The following is a 19,026-nucleotide window of genomic DNA, read 5'->3' as shown; positions in this document are numbered from 1 at the left end:
ATGCGGCAGTCTGATCAGTGCAAGCCCACCACCGGCCGCGTCTTGTAAAACTGCACCGGGCTTTCGGGAACGGCGTTCAACACCGATTTTTTGATCTTGCCCACCACATGCATTTCGCAGGGCTTGCAGTCAAAGCGCAGGGTCAGTTTTTCCTTGCCGTTGATCAGCTGCATGGGCTCGGCTTTCACTGTGCCTTGCACACCGGTCACGCCTTTGGCTTGTTTGGGGCACAGGCTCAAGCTGAAACGCACGCAGTGCTTGGTGATCATCAGGCTGACTTCGCCCAATTCTTCTTGGCTTTCATAGGCCGCATCAATCACTTTCACGCCGTGTTTCGCGTAAAAATCGCGCGCTTTTTGGTTGAACACATTGGCCAGATAGGTCAGCGTGTCTTCAGGGTAAGCGACAGGCGGCTCCACCGGCACCGCACGCGGCAGGCGATGCAGGCCTTGGTTGCGAGCGTTTTCGAGCGCCTGCACGGCATCTCGGCGAAAAGCATTGAGCAGTGAAGGCGGCACAAACCAGGGGCGGGGCAGGGCGACTTGCACATCCAGCGGCTCGAACAGGGTGTCGCCCAGTTTGCCCAAAGCGGTTTTGAGTTTGTCCACGGCCTGCGTTGGGTCTTTGGGTGCTTGCCAGGCCATGGCCAGATCGGCCGTGCCGGTGTGGCCCACTTCGTCGGTCAGGGTCAGTTGCAGACCGCCGGCGGTTTCAGCCAACTGCATCCAAACGCCCATGCGCCGTTGCGCAGACTTTTTGTCCAGCTTGCGCACCCAGCTCATGTCGCGGTTGCGGTTGACCTGCACGCCTTGGCGCAGGTCCTTGAAGCCGCCCATGGGGTCTTTGGGGAAAAGCTTCCACACCCCCTTGGCTTTGGCGGCCTCGGCGCGGTTGATCTGCAAGCCCACTAATTCTTTTTGCAGGTCGTAGTAACACAGGCCATCGCCGTTTTGCAGTTCGGTGGCCGGGTCGTCGGTGGTGATCTCGACGTGCGCGGGCGTGACCTGGCTGACCCAGCCAATCGGCTGGCCGGGGTTTTTGGGGGTGTCAAACGCGCCAATGTCTTCCTTGCGGCCCTGCACAAAGTAGTCGGTGAACTCGCGGTTGAAGTTCTGGTTCGGGTCGGGCTCGAAGCTGAAGGTGCTGCGGCCGTGCGAGGCAGCAGCCAGCTCAGGACGTTCGTTGAGCACTTCGTCAAACAACTTGCGGTAATGGGCCGTGATGTTTTTCACATAGGCCATGTCCTTGTAGCGGCCTTCGATCTTGAAGCTGCGAATGCCTGCATCCACCAAATCGCGCAAGTTCTCGCTCTGGTTGTTGTCCTTCATGCTAAGCACATGCTTGTCGTGCGCCACGATGCGGCCTTGTGCGTCTTTGACCTCATAGGGCAGGCGGCAGGCTTGGGAGCAGTCACCCCGGTTGGCGCTGCGCCCGGTATGGGCATGGCTGATGAAGCACTGGCCGCTGTAGGCCACGCACAAAGCACCGTGCACAAAAAATTCAATCACGGTGCGCTCGGTGTCGATCACGTCACGGATGGCGGCAATTTGCGGCAGCGTCAGCTCACGCGCCAGCACGATCTGGCTCAAACCCGCGTCTTGCAAGAACTTGGCTTTTTCGGGGGTGCGGATGTCGGTTTGCGTGCTGGCGTGCAGTTGGATCGGCGGCATGTCGATCTCAAGCAGTCCCATGTCTTGCACGATCAGCGCGTCCACCCCCGCGTCGTAAAGCTGCCAGGCCAGCTTGCGCGCCCCTTCGATTTCATCGTCGCGCAAGATGGTGTTGAGTGTGACAAAGATGCGGCTGTGAAAGCGGTGGGCGTATTGCACCAGTTTGGCAATGTCCTGCACCGAGTTGTCCGCCGTGGAGCGCGCTCCAAAAGACGGGCCGCCAATATAGACCGCATCGGCGCCATGGTTGATGGCTTCGATGCCAATGTCGAAGGTGCGGGCGGGGGCGAGGAGTTCGAGGTGGTGAGGCTGCATGGCGCAGGATTATCCCAGTTTGTGCCTTTTAGGCATGCCGGAGCCCTGTCACTCTTGGGGACCCCTTGGTTCTGGGGGAGCCCTTAGTGCCTGGGGGAGCCCTGAAGCGGTGGGCACTGGGCGGGGCTCAGAGGCGCTTCGCTTTGCCACATCGCCCCGCCCAGTGCCCACCGCTTCAGGGTGTGGGCGTTCGTGGTTCTGGGTCTGGTGCAGGTGTGAAATTTGGTGCTGCCTTCGGCTAGTGCTTAGCCAAGACATGGCAGGGCTGAAGGCTCCGACAGTTTGGGATGCGTGCTCCAGAGACGCCCCAAAAAAGCATGGGCGCGGGATGGGGTGATGTGGCAAAGCGAAGCGCCTCTGAACCCCAGCCCGCGCCCATGCCTTTTGCCCTGCCACCCATGTGATCCCTGTCTAGGCCAACCCCGTCCGGCCACCACAAAACAAAAAACGCGACCGAAGTCGCGTTTTTCAGTAAGCAAAGACCAGATCACTGGATCTTGGCTTTGCTGCGCAGACCTTCTTGGTAAGCGCTCAGCTTTTGCTGTTGCAGCTGCTGGGCAATCTGGGGTCTGACTTCTTCGAGCTTGGGCAATTGGGCGTCACGCACATCGTCGACGCGGATGATGTGAAAGCCAAACTGGGTCTTCACGGGCGTGTCGGTCATCTGACCCTTGTCCAGTTTGACCATGGCTGCCGAGAACTCAGCCACATAGCTGCCCGCTGCCGCCCAATCAAGATCACCGCCATTGGCACCGGAGCCCGGGTCTTTCGACAATTTTTTGGCCAAGTCTTCAAATTTGGCCCCCTTCTTGATGTCGGCGATCAATGCTTTCGCCTCGTCTTCCTTTTCCACCAGGATGTGGCGGGCACGGTATTCTTTGCCAGCGTTGGCTGCGACGTATTTGTCGTACTCGGCCTTGATGTCGGCATCTGTAATCGGGTTTTTCTTCTGGAATTCGGTGAACAATTGACGGATCAGCAAGGTCTGTCGGGCCAACTCAAGTTGGTTTTTATAATCATCACTGCCATCCAGGCCACGTTTTTTGGCTTCCTGCATGAAGACTTCGCGGGCAATCAGTTCTTCCTTAATTTGAGCCATGATTTCGGGCGTCACAGCGCGTCCGGAGGCCTCAATCTGCTGCTGCAGAGCCTTGACGCGGGAAGAGGGCACAGGCTTGCCGTTGACCACGGCCAAGTTTTGCGCCAGAACGGGGGAAGCCAGCAAGGCCACCAAAGCGGCGCTGAGCAGTTGCTTTTTCATCGTGTTTTCCTAAGAGACGGAGGTGTCAGATGTGGGTCAAGGGTTCAAAAAAAGGGGCTGTCACCAAAGGGTGACGGCCCGGTGTCAGATCAGCTCGATGGCCAGAGCGTGCAAACCCTGGTCAATGAAATCTTGCAACGCATCATACACAAGGCGATGGCGCTGCACGCGGCTGATGCCGACAAACAAAGGGGAAGCAATGCACACCCGCATGTGGGTGCCCACGCCGCTGTCGTTGGCCCCCATGTGGCCCGCGTGTTGGGCGCTTTCGTCGATCACGCGCAGCTCGGTGGGTTGCAGGCGTTCGCTCAGACGGACGTGGATTTGTTCGCTCAGGGGCAAAGTGGCCTGGATCATGGCTGTTTGTCCTCGTCTTTGGGTAAATAGCGCGCAATGTAAAGGCCCTGACCCAAGATAAAGACCAAGGGGAAGGCATAACCCCAGAGCTTGAAGTTCACCCAGTCTTCGGTGCTGAAGTAGTGCGCCACATACGCGTTGATGGCGGCCATGAACAGGCAATAAAGCATCCACGACAGATTCAGGCGGTTCCACACGGCGTGGGGCAGTTGCAATTGCGTGCCCAGCAGCATGTGCAAAAAGTTCTTCTTTAACAACCAGTGCGCCACGGCCAGGGCAATGGCCAGGCCCGAGTACAACATAGTGGGCTTCCACTTGATGAAGCGCTCGTCGTGCAAGCCCAGCGTCAAGGCACCAAAGCCCAGCACCAGCACGAGCGTGATCTTGTGCATGGTCTGCAGCTTGCCGTCCATCTTGTAGATGATGGCTGTTTGCAGCACGGTCGCACCCATCAGCACCGCGGTGGCGGTGTAGATGTCGGCCAGCTTGTACGCGCCAAAGAACAGCAGGATGGGGAAAAAGTCGAGGATGAGTTTCATGTTGGGGGTCAGTTGCCGCGTCAACAGGGCGCGGCCGGGTTCGGTCAGGAAGGCTCGAAGTCTAACGAAGCGGAGTTCATGCAGTAGCGCAAGCCCGTGGGGGCGGGACCGTCCTCGAACACATGGCCCAGGTGCGCGCCGCATTGGGCGCAGACGGTTTCGACCCGGCGCATGCCGTGGCTGACGTCTACACGCTCTTCGATGGCGTTGTCGCTGGCCGCTAGCGAAAAGCTGGGCCAGCCGCAACCGGCGTCGAATTTGGTGTCCGAGCTGAACAAGGGCGCGTCGCAGCAGATGCAGCGGTAAGTGCCCTTGGACCAGTGGCCCTCGTACTTGCCCGTGAAGGGGCGCTCTGTGGCGGCTTGGCGGGTGACCGCAAAGGCCACCGGTTCTGCGTCTTTTCCGGCCAGCAGGTCACGCCATTCTTGGTCGGATTTGTTGATTTTTCTCATGAGGAACAGCTGATTTCCAGTTGGCCCGCCCAGTCGGGCGGCAAGTCAGCATAGGCTTCAAAGCCCGGATGCTCGTCGAAGGGTGACTGTAGCAAGTTGTACAGGGTGTCGATTTCCGAGAAGTCACCCGCCTGGGCTTGGCGGATGGCGATTTCGGCCAAGTGGTTGCGCAGCACGAATTTGGGGTTGCTGCGCAGCATCTGTTGGCCCATGGCTGAGAAGCTGTTTTGGCCTGAGCGTACGGTGTAACGCGCCAGCCATTCCAGCAGGCGAGGGCGGTCCAATACCAAGTCGGTCACGGCGCTCCAGCCCGCATCGGTCAAAGCAGCAGCAGTCGATTGCATCACCACGGCTTGGCTCAGTCGGCGCCAGAACACCGTGAAATCCACTTTTTCGGCCGCCATGAGTTGCATCAAATCTTCCACCAGCGTCCAGTCGGCTTCGCGCTCGGACTCGGGGGCCAAGTCGCCGATCAGGCCCAACTTGGCGCGCATGGCATCGCCCAAGTAGCGGGGGAACAGGGTTTTGTAGCCCTCCAGCACCAGCAGGGTCATCTCCTGGTCGTCGATCAACGATGCCAGGGCCTGGGCCAGGCAGTAAAGGTTCCAGTACGCCACATTCGGCTGGCGGCCATAGGCATAACGTCCCTGGTGGTCCGAATGGTTGCAGATGTGACCCGGGTCAAAAGCGTCCAAGAACTGGAAAGGGCCGTAGTCGATCGTCAGGCCCAAGAGGCTCATGTTGTCGGTGTTCATGACACCGTGGCAAAAGCCCACCGCTTGCCACTTCGCCAGCAGTTTGGCGGTGCGTTCTTGCACCTCGTCCAGCAAGGCCGCATACACATTGCCCTGCCACAACGCTGCGCGCTCGCGGCACTCGGGCAAGTGGTGGGCTATGGCATGGTCGGCCAGGGCGCGCAGGCTGTCGGTGTCGCCTTGCGCCGAAAAATGCTCGAAGTGCCCAAAACGCAGGAAGCTGGGGGCCACGCGGGCCACCACGGCAGCGCTTTCCATGGTTTCACGCCGCACGGGCTCTGGCGAAGCCACCAGGCACAGCGCCCGGGTGGTCGGGATACCCAAACCGTGCATGGCTTCGCTGCACAAATATTCGCGGATGCTCGAGCGCAGCACAGCCCTGCCATCGCCGCCGCGCGAATAGGGCGTGCGGCCTGCGCCTTTGAGCTGAATTTCTTGTGGACCCTGGGCCGATGCGGCTTCGCCCAGCCAGATGGCGCGGCCATCGCCCAGCTGGCCCGCCCATTGGCCAAACTGGTGCCCGCTGTAGACCGTGGCCAACGGTTGAGAGCCGACCATCAGCGCATTGCCCGCGAAGGCTTGCAGGTGTTCGTCGTCAAACAGCGCGTTCGGCCAGCCCAACTCGACGCGCAAGGCTTCATTGCGGGCGGCCCAGCGCGGCGCGGCCACCGGCGTGGGCTGCAGAGGGGTGAAAAATCGGGAACCCAGTTGGGTCAGGCGGTGCGTCCAGTCCAGCACAGGCAAGTCGTGGGGGTGGCTGACGGGGGAGACCAAAGAGGGAGATGACATGGGGTGTGATTGTCACGCCCTTGACAAGCACCCGCGGTTTAGCGGGTTTTAGGTCGGGTTGGCGTTGAACTCGGGTGCACAATGACCCGATTGAAAAACCCCAACTGACAGGAGACACACCATGCTGGGACTGATGCAACAGCAATCGCTTTTGATTTCTGCGTTGATTGAATTTGCCGAACAACACCATGGCGACAGCGCGGTTGTTTCGCGTCGGGTCGAAGGTGACATCCACCGCAGTGATTGGGCCCAGGTGGCCCGCCGTTCGCGCCAGGTGGCCAACGCACTGGATGCGCAAAAGCTGCCTCAGGGCACCCGCATTGCCACGCTGGCCTGGAACGGTTACCGCCACCTGGAGCTTTACTTTGGCGTGAGCGGATCGGGCCGCGTGCTGCACACCCTCAACCCGCGCCTTCATCCGGAGCAGATGGCCTGGATCGCCAACCACGCCGAAGACCAGGTGCTGTGTTTTGACATGACGTTTTTGCCCCTGGTACAGGCGCTGCACAGCCATTGCAAAACCATCACCCACTATGTGGCTCTGTGCGACGCAGACAAGCTGCCTGCTGACACCGGCATCCCCCATTTGGTGAGTTACGAAGCCTGGATGGGGCAGCAGCCCAGCACCTACGACTGGCCGCAGCTCGATGAAAACACCGCCTGCAGCTTGTGCTACACCAGCGGCACCACGGGCAACCCCAAGGGCGCTTTGTACAGCCACCGCTCCACCGTGCTGCACGCGTATGCCGCTGCTTTGCCCGACTCGATGTGCATTTCTGCCCGCGACGCCATTTTGCCGGTCGTGCCCATGTTCCACGTCAACGCCTGGGGCATCCCCTACAGCGCGGCCATGGCGGGGGCCAAACTTGTGTTCCCTGGCCCTGCGCTGGACGGCAAGTCGGTGTACGAACTGATCGAAGCCGAGGGCGTGACCTTTGCGGCCGGCGTGCCCACCGTGTGGCAAATGCTGTTGGGCCACATGGCGCCCGCAGGCTTGAAGTTCAGCACACTGGGCCGCACCGTGATTGGCGGCTCGGCTTGTCCGCCCGCCATGATCGACGCCTTCCGTCAGAACTACAACGTGGACGTGCTGCACGCCTGGGGCATGACCGAACTCAGCCCACTGGGCACTGTCTGTACCCTCAAAAACAAGCATTTGAGCCTGCCTGCTGAGCAGCAGATGAAGCTGCGCATGAAGCAAGGACGCTGCATTTTTGGCATTGACATGAAAATCGTGGACGCCGAGGGTCAAACCCTGCCGCACGATGGCAAAGCCGCAGGTGATCTGCTGGTCAAAGGCCCCTGGGTCATTGAGTCGTACTACAAACAAGAAGGCGGCAACCCTTTGGTGGACGGCTGGTTCCCTACGGGCGATGTGGCCACCATCGACACCGATGGCTTCATGCAAATCACCGACCGCAGGAAAGACGTGATCAAGTCCGGCGGCGAATGGATCAGCTCGATCGATGTGGAAAACATCGCCATGGCGCACCCGGCCGTGGCCATGGCCGCCTGCATCGGCATACGTCACCCCAAGTGGGACGAGCGGCCGATTGTGTGCGTGGTCAAAAAGCCCGGGGCCGAGGTCACGCATGAAGCGCTACTGGCTTTCTACGAAGGCAAAACCGCCAAGTGGCAGATTCCGGACGATGTGGTCTTTGTCGAGACCATTCCTTTGGGCGGCACCGGCAAGATGCTCAAGACCAAGTTACGCGAGCAGTTGGCCAACTATGTTTTGCCTGGCTTGTGATTTGCATGCAAAAGCCAGATTCAGAGTCGCAAGGGTGATATGCCTTAGGTGCAAACCCCGAGCGAATTTATCGAATCAGCGGTTACGCTTATCGAGTTTGTTACTCAACCTAGGAGACCATGAAATGAAAACCACCATTCGTTTGATCGCGGCAACTGCACTGGCAGCCTCAGCCATGGGGGCGTATGCCCAAAAGGGTGAAACCGTCAAAATTGCCTGGATCGACCCCTTATCTGGTTTGATGGCCCCTGTGGGAAGCAACCAACTCAAAAGCTTTCAGTTTTTTGCTGAAAAGTTCAGCAAAACCAACCCGGCCGGCGTCAAGTTTGAAGTCATCGGCATTGACAACAAATTAAGCCCTGCTGAAAGCTTGAACGCGCTCAAAGCCGCTATGGACCAGGGTGTGCGTTACATCACCCAAGGCAACGGTTCGTCGGTGGCAGGCGCCTTGATCGAAGCCGTGAACAAGCACAACGAACGCAACCCCGGCAAAGAAATCATTTTCTTGAACCACTCTGCGGTTGACCCTGATTTCACCAACAGCAAGTGCAGCTACTGGCACTTCCGCTTTGATGCCGACACTTCCATGAAGATGGAAGCCATGACCACGTTCATGAAAGACCAGAAAGACATCAAGAATGTCTACCTGCTCAACCAGAACTATTCTCACGGCCACCAAATGGTGCGTTTTGCCAAGGAAAACATTGCACGCAAGATGCCCGATGTGAAAATCGTGGGTGAAGACCTGCATCCTTTGGCGCAAGTGCGTGATTTCGCACCCTACATCGCCAAGATCAAGGCTTCGGGCGCTGACACCGTCATCACCGGCAACTGGGGCTCTGACCTGGCTTTGCTGATCAAGGCGGCCAATGAAGGCGGTTACAACGGCAAGTTCTACACCTACTACACCGGTGTGTCCGGCACTCCAACCGCCTTGGGCCAAGGGGGTGCAGGACGTGTCTATCAAATTTCCTACAACCACTACAACATGGGTGGTGAAATGGGCAAATGGATGGCCGAGTTCAAGCAAAAGTTCAACGATGACTTCTACACAGGCTCCGTAATTTCGATCTACAGCGCTCTGGGTGATGCCATGGCTAAGGCCAAATCGACCGATCCGGTCAAAGTGGCAGCGGCCCTCTCGGGTTTGACGTTCAAGAGCTACCACGGTGAAGTGCAAATGCGCAAAACCGACCACCAGCTGCAGCAACCCTTGTGGATGACGGTCTGGCAAAAGGCGGACAAGAAGTTCCCCTACAGCCCAGAAAACACTGGCATGACCTTGGCTCCCGTCAAGGAATACCCATCGTTCATCTCCAGCACGCCTACCAGCTGCCAGATGAAGCGTCCAGGCTAAACACGGGACGTCAACACCGTTCAGTGATGCGAGGGGGATGACGTCCAGTCACCGCCTTGCAGTGTGGGCCCAGACCCGATCAACACACGTTCATCGGGTCTTTTGTTTTTTGCATCCCTTCATTGGGGCGGTTGATCTGGCCCACTTTCGGTAACGCAGTTAGACCCTTGAAGGTCTGGAAAGTTTTTATGGAGTTTTTCATCATCTCCATGCTCAACGGTCTCAGTTACGGACTGTTGCTCTTCATGCTCAGCTCCGGCCTGACGCTGATTTTCAGCATGATGGGCGTGCTCAACTTTGCGCACGCCAGTTTTTATATGGTGGGCGCCTATTTTGGCTATACCCTTTCCGGTTGGATGGGTTTTTGGCCTGCTTTGGTGATTGCCCCTTTGCTCGTCGGTGCACTTGGTGCCGTCTTTGAGCGCGTGACATTGCGCAAAGTTCATCCTTTTGGCCATGTCCCCGAGTTGTTGGTGACCTTTGGCTTGTCTTATGTGCTTCTGGAGCTGGTGCAACTGGTTTGGGGGCGCACGGCCGTGGAGTTTCTGCCACCAGAATTTTTGCGCAGCTCAGCGTTCACCTTGATCAACCATTCTGTTGATGGCCTCAGTTTTGTATGGGGCGCGGCTCCGGCAGAGGCTTGTACAACGGCTGATGCCGCGGTGCGCTTGGTCTGCTCACCGTTTCCAGCCACACGAGGGTTCATGATGTTGGTGGCCGTGTTGATGTTGTTGTCCTTGTGGCTCTTGCTCACACGCACCCGCATCGGTCTGGTGATTCAGGCAGCTTTGACACACCCCGAGATGGTCGAATCCCTGGGCCACAACGTGCCCCGTGTTTTCATGCTGGTTTTTGGTGCAGGCACTGGTTTGGCTGGCTTGGCCGGCGTCATTGGTGGCAGCACCTTTGTGACCGAACCTGCCATGGCAGCCACTGTCGGCTCGGTGATTTTTGTCGTGGTGGTGGTGGGCGGCATGGGCTCTTTGTCCGGCGCTTTCTTGGCCTCGGTCTTGATTGGCGTGATTCAGACCTTTGCCGTCGCCATTGACTACTCGTTCCTGACTTTGGCCAAAGACATGGGCTGGGCCTTGTCTGCAGCCACCCAGGAAAACTCTTTTGCGAAACTCACCATTTCACAGGTCGCACCGATCTTGCCCTACTTGTTCCTGGTTCTGATCCTGATCTTCCGGCCCAAGGGCCTCTTGGGCACACGCGAGGGATAAGACATGGCTGCTGTTTACAAATTCAAACCATACAACGTCGGTCGTTGGGTCATCTGGAGCGCTTTCGCCTTGCTGTTGGTATTCGCGCCTTTGGTGTTCACCAGCAACTTGTCGATCACCATGTTGGCGCAAATGGGCATTGCCATCATTGCCTGCCTGTCCTACAACATGCTCTTAGGTCAGGGCGGCATGCTCAGCTTTGGCCATGCGGTTTACACCGGGTTGGGCTCTTACATGGCCATCCACGCCTTGAATGCCGTGACCGGTGGCAAGCTGCACATTCCTGTCAGTTTGCTGCCCATCGTGGGCGGACTGGCCGGCATGGGCTTTGCCATTTTGCTGGGCTGGGTCACCACGCGCAAATCCGGCACGCCCTTTGCCATGATCACCCTAGGTGTGGCTGAGCTGGTGTTTGCCATGTCGCTCATGTTCTCTGAGTTTTTTGGCGGGGAGGCGGGTGTCTCGGGCAACCGTGTGACCGGTGAGCCGTTCTTTGGCATCACCTATGCCCAACAAATTCAGGTTTATTACCTGATCGCGATTTACACCTTTGTGTGTGTGGCGCTCATGTATGCGTTTACCCAGACCCCATTGGGCCGGATTCTCAATGCGGTGCGCGACAACCCAGAGCGGGTCGAGTTCATTGGTTACAACACCCAGCGTGTGCGTTATTCGGCATTCATCATTTCCGGGTTTTTTGCTGGCATTGCAGGCGGCCTGGGCGCACTCAACTTCGAGATCGTGACCGCCGAGGTGGTCGGAGCGGCCCGTTCAGGCGCCTATTTGCTCTTCACATTTTTGGGCGGGGCAACATTCTTCTTCGGCCCGATCATCGGTGGCATGCTGATGGTCATTGCCTTTGTGCTGCTGTCGGAGCTGACCAAGGCGTGGTTGCTTTACCTGGGCTTGATTTTCTTGTTCATGGTGATGTATGCCCCTGGCGGCATTGCCAGTTTGATCATGATGAATTTGCGTGTCGCCATGTTTGGCAAATTTCGTCAAATATGGACCAGTTACCTGGCTTTGGGTTTGACCGCCATGGTCATGTTGGCGGGAGCCGGGGCAATGATCGAGATGGTCTATCACTTGCAGCTTAATTCAGCGCTGGGTGACACGGTGAAGTTCATGGGCATCAGCTTGAATGCCAAAGGACTGGACAGTTGGTTTGGTTCTGCCTTTGTCATGTTCACCGGCTTGGGCCTCTTCGAGCTTGTCCGTCGCCAATTTGCGCAGGATTGGGGGCGGATACAGACCGAAATTGAAAAAGAAATCAAACGCAGGGAGACTGCTGTATGAGTTACGCCCTTGAACTCAAGGCTGTACGCAAGAATTTTGGTAAAACCGAAATCATTCGCGGTGTGGATTTGGCGGTCAATGCAGGAGAGCGCGTGGCGGTCATCGGTCCCAACGGCGCCGGTAAATCGACCTTGTTCAATTTGATCAGCGGACGTTTTGGGCCAACATCCGGTGACATTTTGCTCAACGGTCAACGCATTCATAACAAGACACCCTATGAAATCAATCGCATGGGCCTGTCACGCAGTTTTCAAATCACCAATATCTTTCCCAAATTGAGTGTTTTTGAAAATCTGCGCTGCGCCTTGCTGTGGAGCCTCGGCTACAAATACACCTTCTTCAAATTCCTGTCTGGTCTAAAAGATGCCAACGAACGCACGGACCAGTTGCTGGACATGATTCGGCTGCACAAAAAGCGTGATGTCCTGGCCATGAACCTGACTTATGCCGAACAAAGAGCACTCGAAATTGGTGTCACCATAGCAGGTGGTGCCGATGTGATTTTGCTGGACGAACCCACTGCGGGCATGAGCAAAAGTGAAACATCCCGATTCATCCAACTCATCAAGGAAGTCACGGTAGGCAAAACACTGTTGACGGTCGAACACGACATGGGTGTGGTTTTTGGATTGGCCGACAAAATAGCGGTGGTGGTCTATGGCGAAGTGATTGCTTTTGACACGCCTGAAGCGGTCAGGGCCAATCCCAAAGTACAGGAAGCCTACTTGGGCTCACCTGTGGCTGACGGTCAAGCGGGAGTTCATTGATGTTGAAGATTGATAACCTGCATGCCTATTACGGCAAAAGCCATGTTCTGCATGGCGTCAACTTTGATGTGAAGCCGGGTGAAATCGTGGCCCTCCTGGGGCGCAATGGTTCAGGTCGATCAACCACAGCCAAAGCCATCATGGGTTTGGTCGAATGTCAAGGGCGAATCGACTGGAAAGGGCAGTCCATTCAAGGCAAAAAAGCCTTTGAAATTGCCCACCAGGGTCTGGGTTATGTCCCCGAAAACCGGGAGATATTTCCCAAATTGACTGTGCACCAGAACTTGCAGTTGGGACAAAAGCGCAGTGGTCAAAATGGAAGGTGGTCGTTCGAGGACATGTTCAACATGTTTCCCCGCCTGAAAGAGCGGGAGCACACCGAAGCCGGTGTTCTGTCTGGGGGTGAACAACAAATGCTCACCTTGTGTCGAACCCTGATGGGCGATCCTGACCTCATCATCATCGATGAACCTACTGAAGGTTTGGCGCCCAAGATCGTGGAGTTGGTGGGGCAATTTCTGCAAAGCCTGAAAACCCGAGGTGTGTCGGTGCTGCTGATTGAGCAAAAGCTGACCATCGCCATGAACATCTCTGACAGGGCATTGGTCATGGGTCATGGCAGCATCGTGTTTGATGGCACACCCGATGAACTGAGGGCCAACAGCTACATCCGTAAGGAATGGCTGGAGGTGTGATCACCTCAGGTGAGGGCGGGTCTCAGGGGCGACAAAAATATTTTGGTTGCCCTTTTTTTTGCCTACAATGCCAATAAACGAACGGTCGTTCTTTTTTCATTTTCTATCTAAGGAACTCCAGCATGACAGCTGAATACAAAGTCCACGGTGATGTCGCGGTCATCACACTGATGAACCCGCCCGTCAACGGTTTGGGGCTGTCCACTCGCGTGGGCATCACCGACAACCTGGAAAAAGCCAACAACGACCCCGCCGTCAAGGCCATCGTCATCACGGGTGCTGGCAAAGCTTTTTCGGGCGGCGCAGACATCCGCGAGTTTGGCTCCCCCAAAGCCTTGCAAGAACCCAATTTGCTCAGCGTGATTCGCGCTTGCGAGAATTCATCCAAACCCGTGGTCGCCGCCATGCATTCGGTGGTGATGGGTGGCGGTCTTGAGTTAGCGCTCGGCTGCCACTACCGCATTGCAGCACCCGGCACCTCCATTGCCTTGCCTGAAGTCAAATTGGGCTTGATCCCTGGCGCAGGCGGCACACAGCGTTTGCCCCGCGTGATCGGTGTCGAGCCAGCCCTCAACATGATCGTCAGCGGCGAAGCCATCAAGAGCGAGATGCTCGCCATGTTGCCCGGTCAAAAGCTGTTCGATGCCATGGCCCAATCTGCAGAGTCGCTGGCCGAAGAGGCTTTGGCGATGGCCAAAAAAGTGGCTGCAGCCCATGCCGATGGTGCGCCATTGCCTTTGGTGCGCAATTTGCCTTGCAAGCACCCCCAAGGCGACGCTTACTTTCAGTTCGCCCGCAACATGGTCAAAGGCATGGCCAAAAACCTGCCAGCGCCAGCCAAATGCGTGGATGCCGTGGAGGCGGCCACCCAGAAAAAATTCGAAGATGGCATGTTTTTGGAGCGTGAGATTTTCACCAACCTCATGTTCACCCCCGAAAGCCGCTCGCTGCGCCACATCTTCATGGCCGACCGTGCGGCGTCCAAGATTGCGGACGTGCCGGCGGACACACCCATGCGAGACATCAAGTCCATTGCCGTCATCGGTGCCGGCACCATGGGTGGCGGCATCTCGATGAACTTCCTGAACGCGGGCATCCCGGTCAAGATGCTCGAAATGAAACAAGACGCGCTCGACCGTGGCGTGGCCACCATTCGCAAGAACTACGAAGCACAAGTCAAAAAAGGCAAGCTCAAGCAAGACAAATACGAGCAGCGCATGGCCTTGCTCAGCACCACGCTCAGCTACGACGACATCGGCCAAGCCGATCTGGTGATTGAAGCCGTGTTCGAAGAAATGGGCGTGAAAGAAGCTGTCTTCAAGAAGCTGGATGCCGTCATGAAGCCCGGCGCGATTTTGGCCTCCAACACCTCCACCCTGGACGTGAACCAGATTGCCAACTTCACCAAGCGCCCACAAGACGTGGTCGGCATGCACTTTTTCAGCCCCGCCAACGTGATGAAGCTCTTGGAAGTTGTGCGCGGCGCGCAAACCGCCAAAGACGTCATGGCCACCGTCATGGCCATCGGCAAAAAAATCAAGAAAACCTCGGTGGTTTCGGGTGTGTGCGATGGCTTCATCGGCAACCGCATGATCGAGCAGTACAGTCGCCAAGCCGGTTTCTTGATCGAGGAAGGCTGCACTCCCGCACAGGTGGACAAAGCGGTCGAGAAATTCGGCTTTGCCATGGGCCCTTTCCGAATGGGCGACCTGGCTGGCAACGACATTGGCTGGGCCATTCGCAAGCGCCGCTACACCGAAAAACCCAACCTCAAGTACAGCAAAACCGCTGACTTGCTGTGCGAGATGGGGCGTTACGGCCAAAAGACGGGCGCAGGCTGGTACGACTACCAGACTGGCAAACGCGACGCGATCCCCAGCGCTGTGGTGGTTGAAATGATCGAAAAACACCGCGCTGCTTTGGGGCTAACACCGCGCAAGATTTCCGACGAAGAAATTGTGCAGCGCTTGGTGTATTCCTTGGTGAACGAGGCTTGCCACATTCTGGAAGAGGGCATAGCCAGCAAGGCCAGTGACATTGACATGGTCTACATCACCGGCTACGGTTTCCCGTTCTGGCGCGGTGGCCCCATGTTGTATGCCGACACTGTGGGCTTGTTCAACGTGGCTGAAGACATGAAGCGTTTTGCCAAGAACCCACACGACGACGCCCAATTCTGGCAACCCGCACCTTTGTTGGCGCGCTTGGCGGCCGAAGGCAAGACATTCAATTGAGGCACGTCTGGCGTTGAGGGTTCAGTTTGCAGGTTGAGTGTTCAGCGTTCTGCGTTGAGCGTCCAAAGACCAATTAGCTGCTCGCAAAACGCACAACGCCTAACGCTGAACGCACATCGCTCAACGCTCAAAACAAGGATTCAAAATGACCAATGCCGTTATCGTATCGACCGCCCGCACCCCTCTGGCCAAGAGCTGGAAGGGCGCTTTCAACATGACCCATGGCGCCACTTTGGGCGGCCACGCTGTGCAACACGCTGTGGCCCGCGCTGGCATTGATGCCGCCGAAGTCGAAGACGTGATCATGGGCTGCGCCACACCTGAAGGTGCCACCGGTGCCAACATCGCGCGTCAGATCGCCCTCAAAGCTGGTTTGCCCATCTCGGTATCGGGCATGACCGTCAACCGTTTTTGCTCTTCGGGTTTGCAAACCATTGCTTTGGCTGCGCAACGCATCATTGCGGGCGAAGGCCAAGTGTATGTGGCCGGAGGCGTGGAGAGCATTTCTTGTGTACAGCAAGAGATGAACACCCACATGCTGCAAGACTTGGCGCTGGCCAAGATGAAGCCAGAGATTTACTGGAACATGCTGCAAACCGCAGAACAAGTGGCCAAGCGCTACAAGATCGCCCGCGACCGCATGGACGAGTACGGCGCTGCCAGCCAGCAAAAAGCCTGCGCCGCAGCAGCAGCGGGCCTGTTTGATGCCGAAATCGCCGCCATCACTGTGCCCCAAGGCGTGGCCGACAAAGTCATGGGCATGACAACGAAGCAAGTGACTGTCAGCCGCGACGAAGGGTTGCGCGAAGGCACCACCGTGGACGCTATCAGTGGTCTGCGCTCAGCGCTGCCCGGTGGTTTGGTCACAGCCGGCAATGCCAGCCAGTTCTCGGACGGCGCAGGCGCTTGCGTGTTGATGGACGAAAAGCTGGCCGAGCAACGTGGCTTGAAGCCGCTGGGCCGCTTTCTTGGTTTTGCCGTGGCCGGTTGCGAGCCGGACGAAATGGGCATCGGCCCCGTGTACGCCGTGCCCAAAGCGCTGGCGCGTTTGGGCCTCACAGTCAACGACATCGACCTGTGGGAGCTGAACGAAGCGTTTGCCGTGCAGGTGCTTTATTGTCGCGACAAGCTGGGCATCCCGGCCGACCGGCTGAACGTCAACGGCGGCGCGATTGCGGTGGGTCACCCTTACGGCGTGTCAGGCCAACGCCTGACGGGTCACGCCTTGATTGAAGGCAAACGCCGTGGCGCAAAGCGTGTCGCGGTGACCATGTGCATTGGCGGCGGCATGGGGGCTTGCGGCATTTTTGAAGTGCTGTGATGGATTCACGCGTTGATGTCTGATCAACGCAAAGGGCGGTTGGCTTCGCGCTGCCCGCCTTTTTTTATGGGTTGAGTCTGGATGAGCTTTATGAGTTTACGTCCCACCATTGATTTTTTGCTGCACGACTGGCTGAAGGTGGAAAGCCTGCAGTCCCGCGAACGTTTTACCGACCACTCGCGTGAAACTTTTGATGCCGTGCTCGACACCTGCGAGCGCATTGCGCGGGAAAAATACGCCCCCTTCAACCGCCTGGTGGACACGCAAGAGCCGCACTTTGACGGCGAAAAAGTCATCTTGCCGCAGGCCACACACGATGCGTACAAGGCCTATGCCGAATCGGGCATGTTGAGCGCCGCGCAAGACTACAAGATGGGCGGCATGCAGCTACCCTACACGGTGGAGGCGGCTGCCAACGCCTTTTTTGCCATGGCCTCGGTCAGTATTGGCTCGGGTATGCTCACCAGCGGCAATGCCAATTTGCTGATGGTGCATGGCACCGACTTGCAAAAGCAGGTGTTTGCCGCCAACGAATTCAATGGGCGTTTTTCAGGCACCATGTGCTTGAGCGAACCGCAAGCTGGCTCGTCACTGAGCGACGTGACGACCCGTGCCACACCCGATGGCGCTGACTTTGAATCCGATGCTTTGGGTGCGCGCTACCGCCTTAAGGGCAACAAGATGTGGATTTCCTCGGGCGAGCACGAACTCTCCGAAAACATCCTCCATTTGGTGCTGGCCAAGATCCCCGATGCCAAGGGCCAGTTGGTGCCGGGCGTGCGTGGCATCTCGCTCTTCATCGTTCCCAAAAAGATGGTTGGCACCGATGGGCAACTCACCGGCGAGCGCAACGATGTGGCGTTGGCGGGCCTGAACCACAAGTGCGGCTGGCGCGGCACGACCAACACCTTGCTGAACTTTGGCGAGGGCAAGTACCCCGTTCGCGGCGAATCGGGTGCAGGCTTGGACGGCGCAGGCAGCGGCGCTGTGGGTTACTTGGTCGGCAAGCCCGGCGAAGGCCTGCGCTGCATGTTCCACATGATGAACGAAGCCCGCATTGGCGTGGGCATGGCCGCCACCATGCTGGGCATGGCGGGTTACTACGCCAGCCTCGATTACGCCAAAAACCGCCCGCAAGGCCGACCCAGCGGGGCAGGGGGCAAGGATGCCAGCCGCCCGCAGGTGCGCATCATTGAACATGCCGACATCAAGCGCATGCTTTTGGCCCAAAAATCCTATTCGGAAGGCGCCCTGGCGCTCGCCCTGTACTGCGCCCGTTTGGTAGATGAGCAGCACACCGGCTCAGCCGAAGACGCCGATGTGGCGCGGCTGCTGCTCGAAGTGCTCACGCCCATCGTCAAAAGTTTCCCCAGTGAGTGGTGTCTCGAAGCCAACAGCTTGGCCATCCAGATTCACGGCGGCTACGGCTACACCCGCGACTTTCCAGTCGAGCAGTACTGGCGCGACAACCGCCTGAACATGATCCATGAGGGCACCCACGGCATCCAGGCCATGGACTTGCTGGGCCGCAAGGTGCTGATGGAAAACGGTCGGGGCCTGCAACTGTTGGCCGAACGCATGTTGGCCACGACGGCCAAGGCTGAAGGCAGCTGGGGACCTGAAGCTGCGGCTTTGCGCGATGCCCTGCAACAAGTCGGCCAAGCCACCCAGCAAGCTTGGGACGGTGCCGAACCTGCCCAGGCGCTGGCCAATGCGGTGCCTTATCTGCAGGCCTTTGGCCACACCGTGATCGCCTGGATCTGGCTCGATGTGGCGGCCAGCTTGGAGGGCAACGATACCCCTGCCGCGCAGGGCCGCCGCGCTGCCTGCCGTTACTTCTTCCGCTACGAATTACCCAAAATTGGCGCCTGGCTGAACGTGGTCAGCAGCCGGGACCCGACTTGTGCGGATTTGCCCGAGGAGGCTTTTTGATGATCCGCCACATCGTGCTGTGGAGCCTTCACGAACAGGCACAAGGGGCCGACAAGGCCACCAACCTCGAAAAAGCCAAAGCATTGCTGCTGTCGTGCGCCAAGGTGGTGCCCGGCATCCGTGCTTTCGAAGTCGCCACCGCCACCCCCGGCATGGACTGCACCAACGATTTGGTACTCCACATGCTGCTCGATGACGCGCAGGTGCTAGCGGCTTACCAAAATCACCCCGATCATCAGGCCATCAAACCCTTCATGAAAGCGGTCGTCAAAGAACGCCGCTGCATGGATTTCAACGTCGAATAAAAGGAGCT

16 protein-coding genes are annotated in these 19,026 nt (G+C 57.8%); 10 read left to right on the top strand and 6 right to left on the bottom strand.

Annotation, left to right across the window (positions count from 1 at the left end; all coding sequences use genetic code 11):
* Window positions 1-14: 14 nt before the first annotated feature.
* From HEQ17_RS06175 to HEQ17_RS06150, 6 genes are all read right to left on the bottom strand, one after another.
* Window positions 15-1,985, bottom strand: coding sequence for a U32 family peptidase (locus HEQ17_RS06175; RefSeq protein ID WP_296291926.1), 1,971 nt, complete (start codon window positions 1,983-1,985; stop codon window positions 15-17).
* 487 nt (window positions 1,986-2,472) lie between these two features.
* Window positions 2,473-3,246 carry a peptidylprolyl isomerase gene (locus HEQ17_RS06170; protein WP_296291925.1) on the bottom strand — a complete coding sequence of 258 codons (774 nt, stop codon included), beginning with the start codon at window positions 3,244-3,246 and terminating at the stop codon, window positions 2,473-2,475.
* An 84-nt stretch (window positions 3,247-3,330) separates the two neighbouring features.
* Window positions 3,331-3,603: a BolA family transcriptional regulator gene (locus HEQ17_RS06165; RefSeq protein ID WP_296291924.1), complete on the bottom strand. Its 273-nt coding sequence runs from the start codon at window positions 3,601-3,603 to the stop codon at window positions 3,331-3,333.
* Window positions 3,600-4,142, bottom strand: coding sequence for a septation protein A (locus HEQ17_RS06160; protein WP_296291923.1), 543 nt, complete (start codon window positions 4,140-4,142; stop codon window positions 3,600-3,602). The genes HEQ17_RS06165 and HEQ17_RS06160 overlap by 4 nt, the downstream gene beginning before the upstream one ends.
* A 44-nt stretch (window positions 4,143-4,186) precedes the next feature.
* A complete protein-coding gene (msrB, locus tag HEQ17_RS06155; RefSeq protein WP_296291922.1) occupies window positions 4,187-4,594 on the bottom strand; it encodes a peptide-methionine (R)-S-oxide reductase MsrB in 408 nt (135 codons plus the stop codon).
* On the bottom strand, window positions 4,591-6,138 hold the full coding sequence (locus HEQ17_RS06150) for a YdiU family protein (protein ID WP_296291921.1): 1,548 nt from the start codon (window positions 6,136-6,138) through the stop codon (window positions 4,591-4,593). Before HEQ17_RS06150 ends, msrB begins: the two co-directional genes overlap by 4 nt.
* Window positions 6,139-6,259: 121 nt before the next feature.
* Between HEQ17_RS06150 and HEQ17_RS06145 the strand changes: the two genes are divergently transcribed.
* From HEQ17_RS06145 to HEQ17_RS06100, 10 genes are all read left to right on the top strand, one after another.
* Window positions 6,260-7,888 (top strand): 3-(methylthio)propionyl-CoA ligase, encoded by a 1,629-nt coding sequence (locus HEQ17_RS06145; RefSeq protein WP_296291920.1) that lies wholly within the window; start codon window positions 6,260-6,262, stop codon window positions 7,886-7,888.
* Window positions 7,889-8,012: 124 nt separating this feature from the next.
* A complete protein-coding gene (locus tag HEQ17_RS06140) occupies window positions 8,013-9,245 on the top strand; it encodes a branched-chain amino acid ABC transporter substrate-binding protein (RefSeq protein WP_296291919.1) in 1,233 nt (410 codons plus the stop codon).
* Window positions 9,246-9,433: 188 nt separating this feature from the next.
* Window positions 9,434-10,468 (top strand): branched-chain amino acid ABC transporter permease, encoded by a 1,035-nt coding sequence (locus HEQ17_RS06135; protein WP_296291918.1) that lies wholly within the window; start codon window positions 9,434-9,436, stop codon window positions 10,466-10,468.
* A gap of 3 nt (window positions 10,469-10,471) precedes the next feature.
* Window positions 10,472-11,764 (top strand): branched-chain amino acid ABC transporter permease, encoded by a 1,293-nt coding sequence (locus tag HEQ17_RS06130; RefSeq protein WP_296291917.1) that lies wholly within the window; start codon window positions 10,472-10,474, stop codon window positions 11,762-11,764.
* Window positions 11,761-12,531: an ABC transporter ATP-binding protein gene (locus tag HEQ17_RS06125; protein WP_296291916.1), complete on the top strand. Its 771-nt coding sequence runs from the start codon at window positions 11,761-11,763 to the stop codon at window positions 12,529-12,531. The genes HEQ17_RS06130 and HEQ17_RS06125 overlap by 4 nt, the downstream gene beginning before the upstream one ends.
* Complete coding sequence (locus HEQ17_RS06120) at window positions 12,531-13,226, top strand: ABC transporter ATP-binding protein (protein ID WP_296291915.1); 696 nt, start codon at window positions 12,531-12,533, stop codon at window positions 13,224-13,226. The genes HEQ17_RS06125 and HEQ17_RS06120 overlap by 1 nt, the downstream gene beginning before the upstream one ends.
* Before the next feature lie 122 nt (window positions 13,227-13,348).
* Window positions 13,349-15,460, top strand: coding sequence for a 3-hydroxyacyl-CoA dehydrogenase NAD-binding domain-containing protein (locus HEQ17_RS06115; RefSeq protein WP_296291914.1), 2,112 nt, complete (start codon window positions 13,349-13,351; stop codon window positions 15,458-15,460).
* 145 nt (window positions 15,461-15,605) lie between these two features.
* A complete protein-coding gene (locus tag HEQ17_RS06110) occupies window positions 15,606-16,781 on the top strand; it encodes an acetyl-CoA C-acyltransferase (protein WP_296291913.1) in 1,176 nt (391 codons plus the stop codon).
* A 90-nt stretch (window positions 16,782-16,871) separates the two neighbouring features.
* On the top strand, window positions 16,872-18,713 hold the full coding sequence (locus tag HEQ17_RS06105) for an acyl-CoA dehydrogenase (RefSeq protein ID WP_296291912.1): 1,842 nt from the start codon (window positions 16,872-16,874) through the stop codon (window positions 18,711-18,713).
* The gene (locus HEQ17_RS06100) at window positions 18,713-19,018 is read left to right on the top strand and encodes a Dabb family protein (protein WP_296291911.1); all 306 of its coding nucleotides are present in this window, start codon (window positions 18,713-18,715) and stop codon (window positions 19,016-19,018) included. The genes HEQ17_RS06105 and HEQ17_RS06100 overlap by 1 nt, the downstream gene beginning before the upstream one ends.
* Window positions 19,019-19,026: the final 8 nt, after the last annotated feature.

The organism is Limnohabitans sp. (assembly GCF_023910625.1).
In the GTDB taxonomy this organism is placed as follows: Bacteria; Pseudomonadota; Gammaproteobacteria; order Burkholderiales; family Burkholderiaceae_C; genus Limnohabitans_A.
Note: the sequence above shows the minus strand (reverse complement) of the source record. Positions and strands in the feature narration are given on the sequence as shown.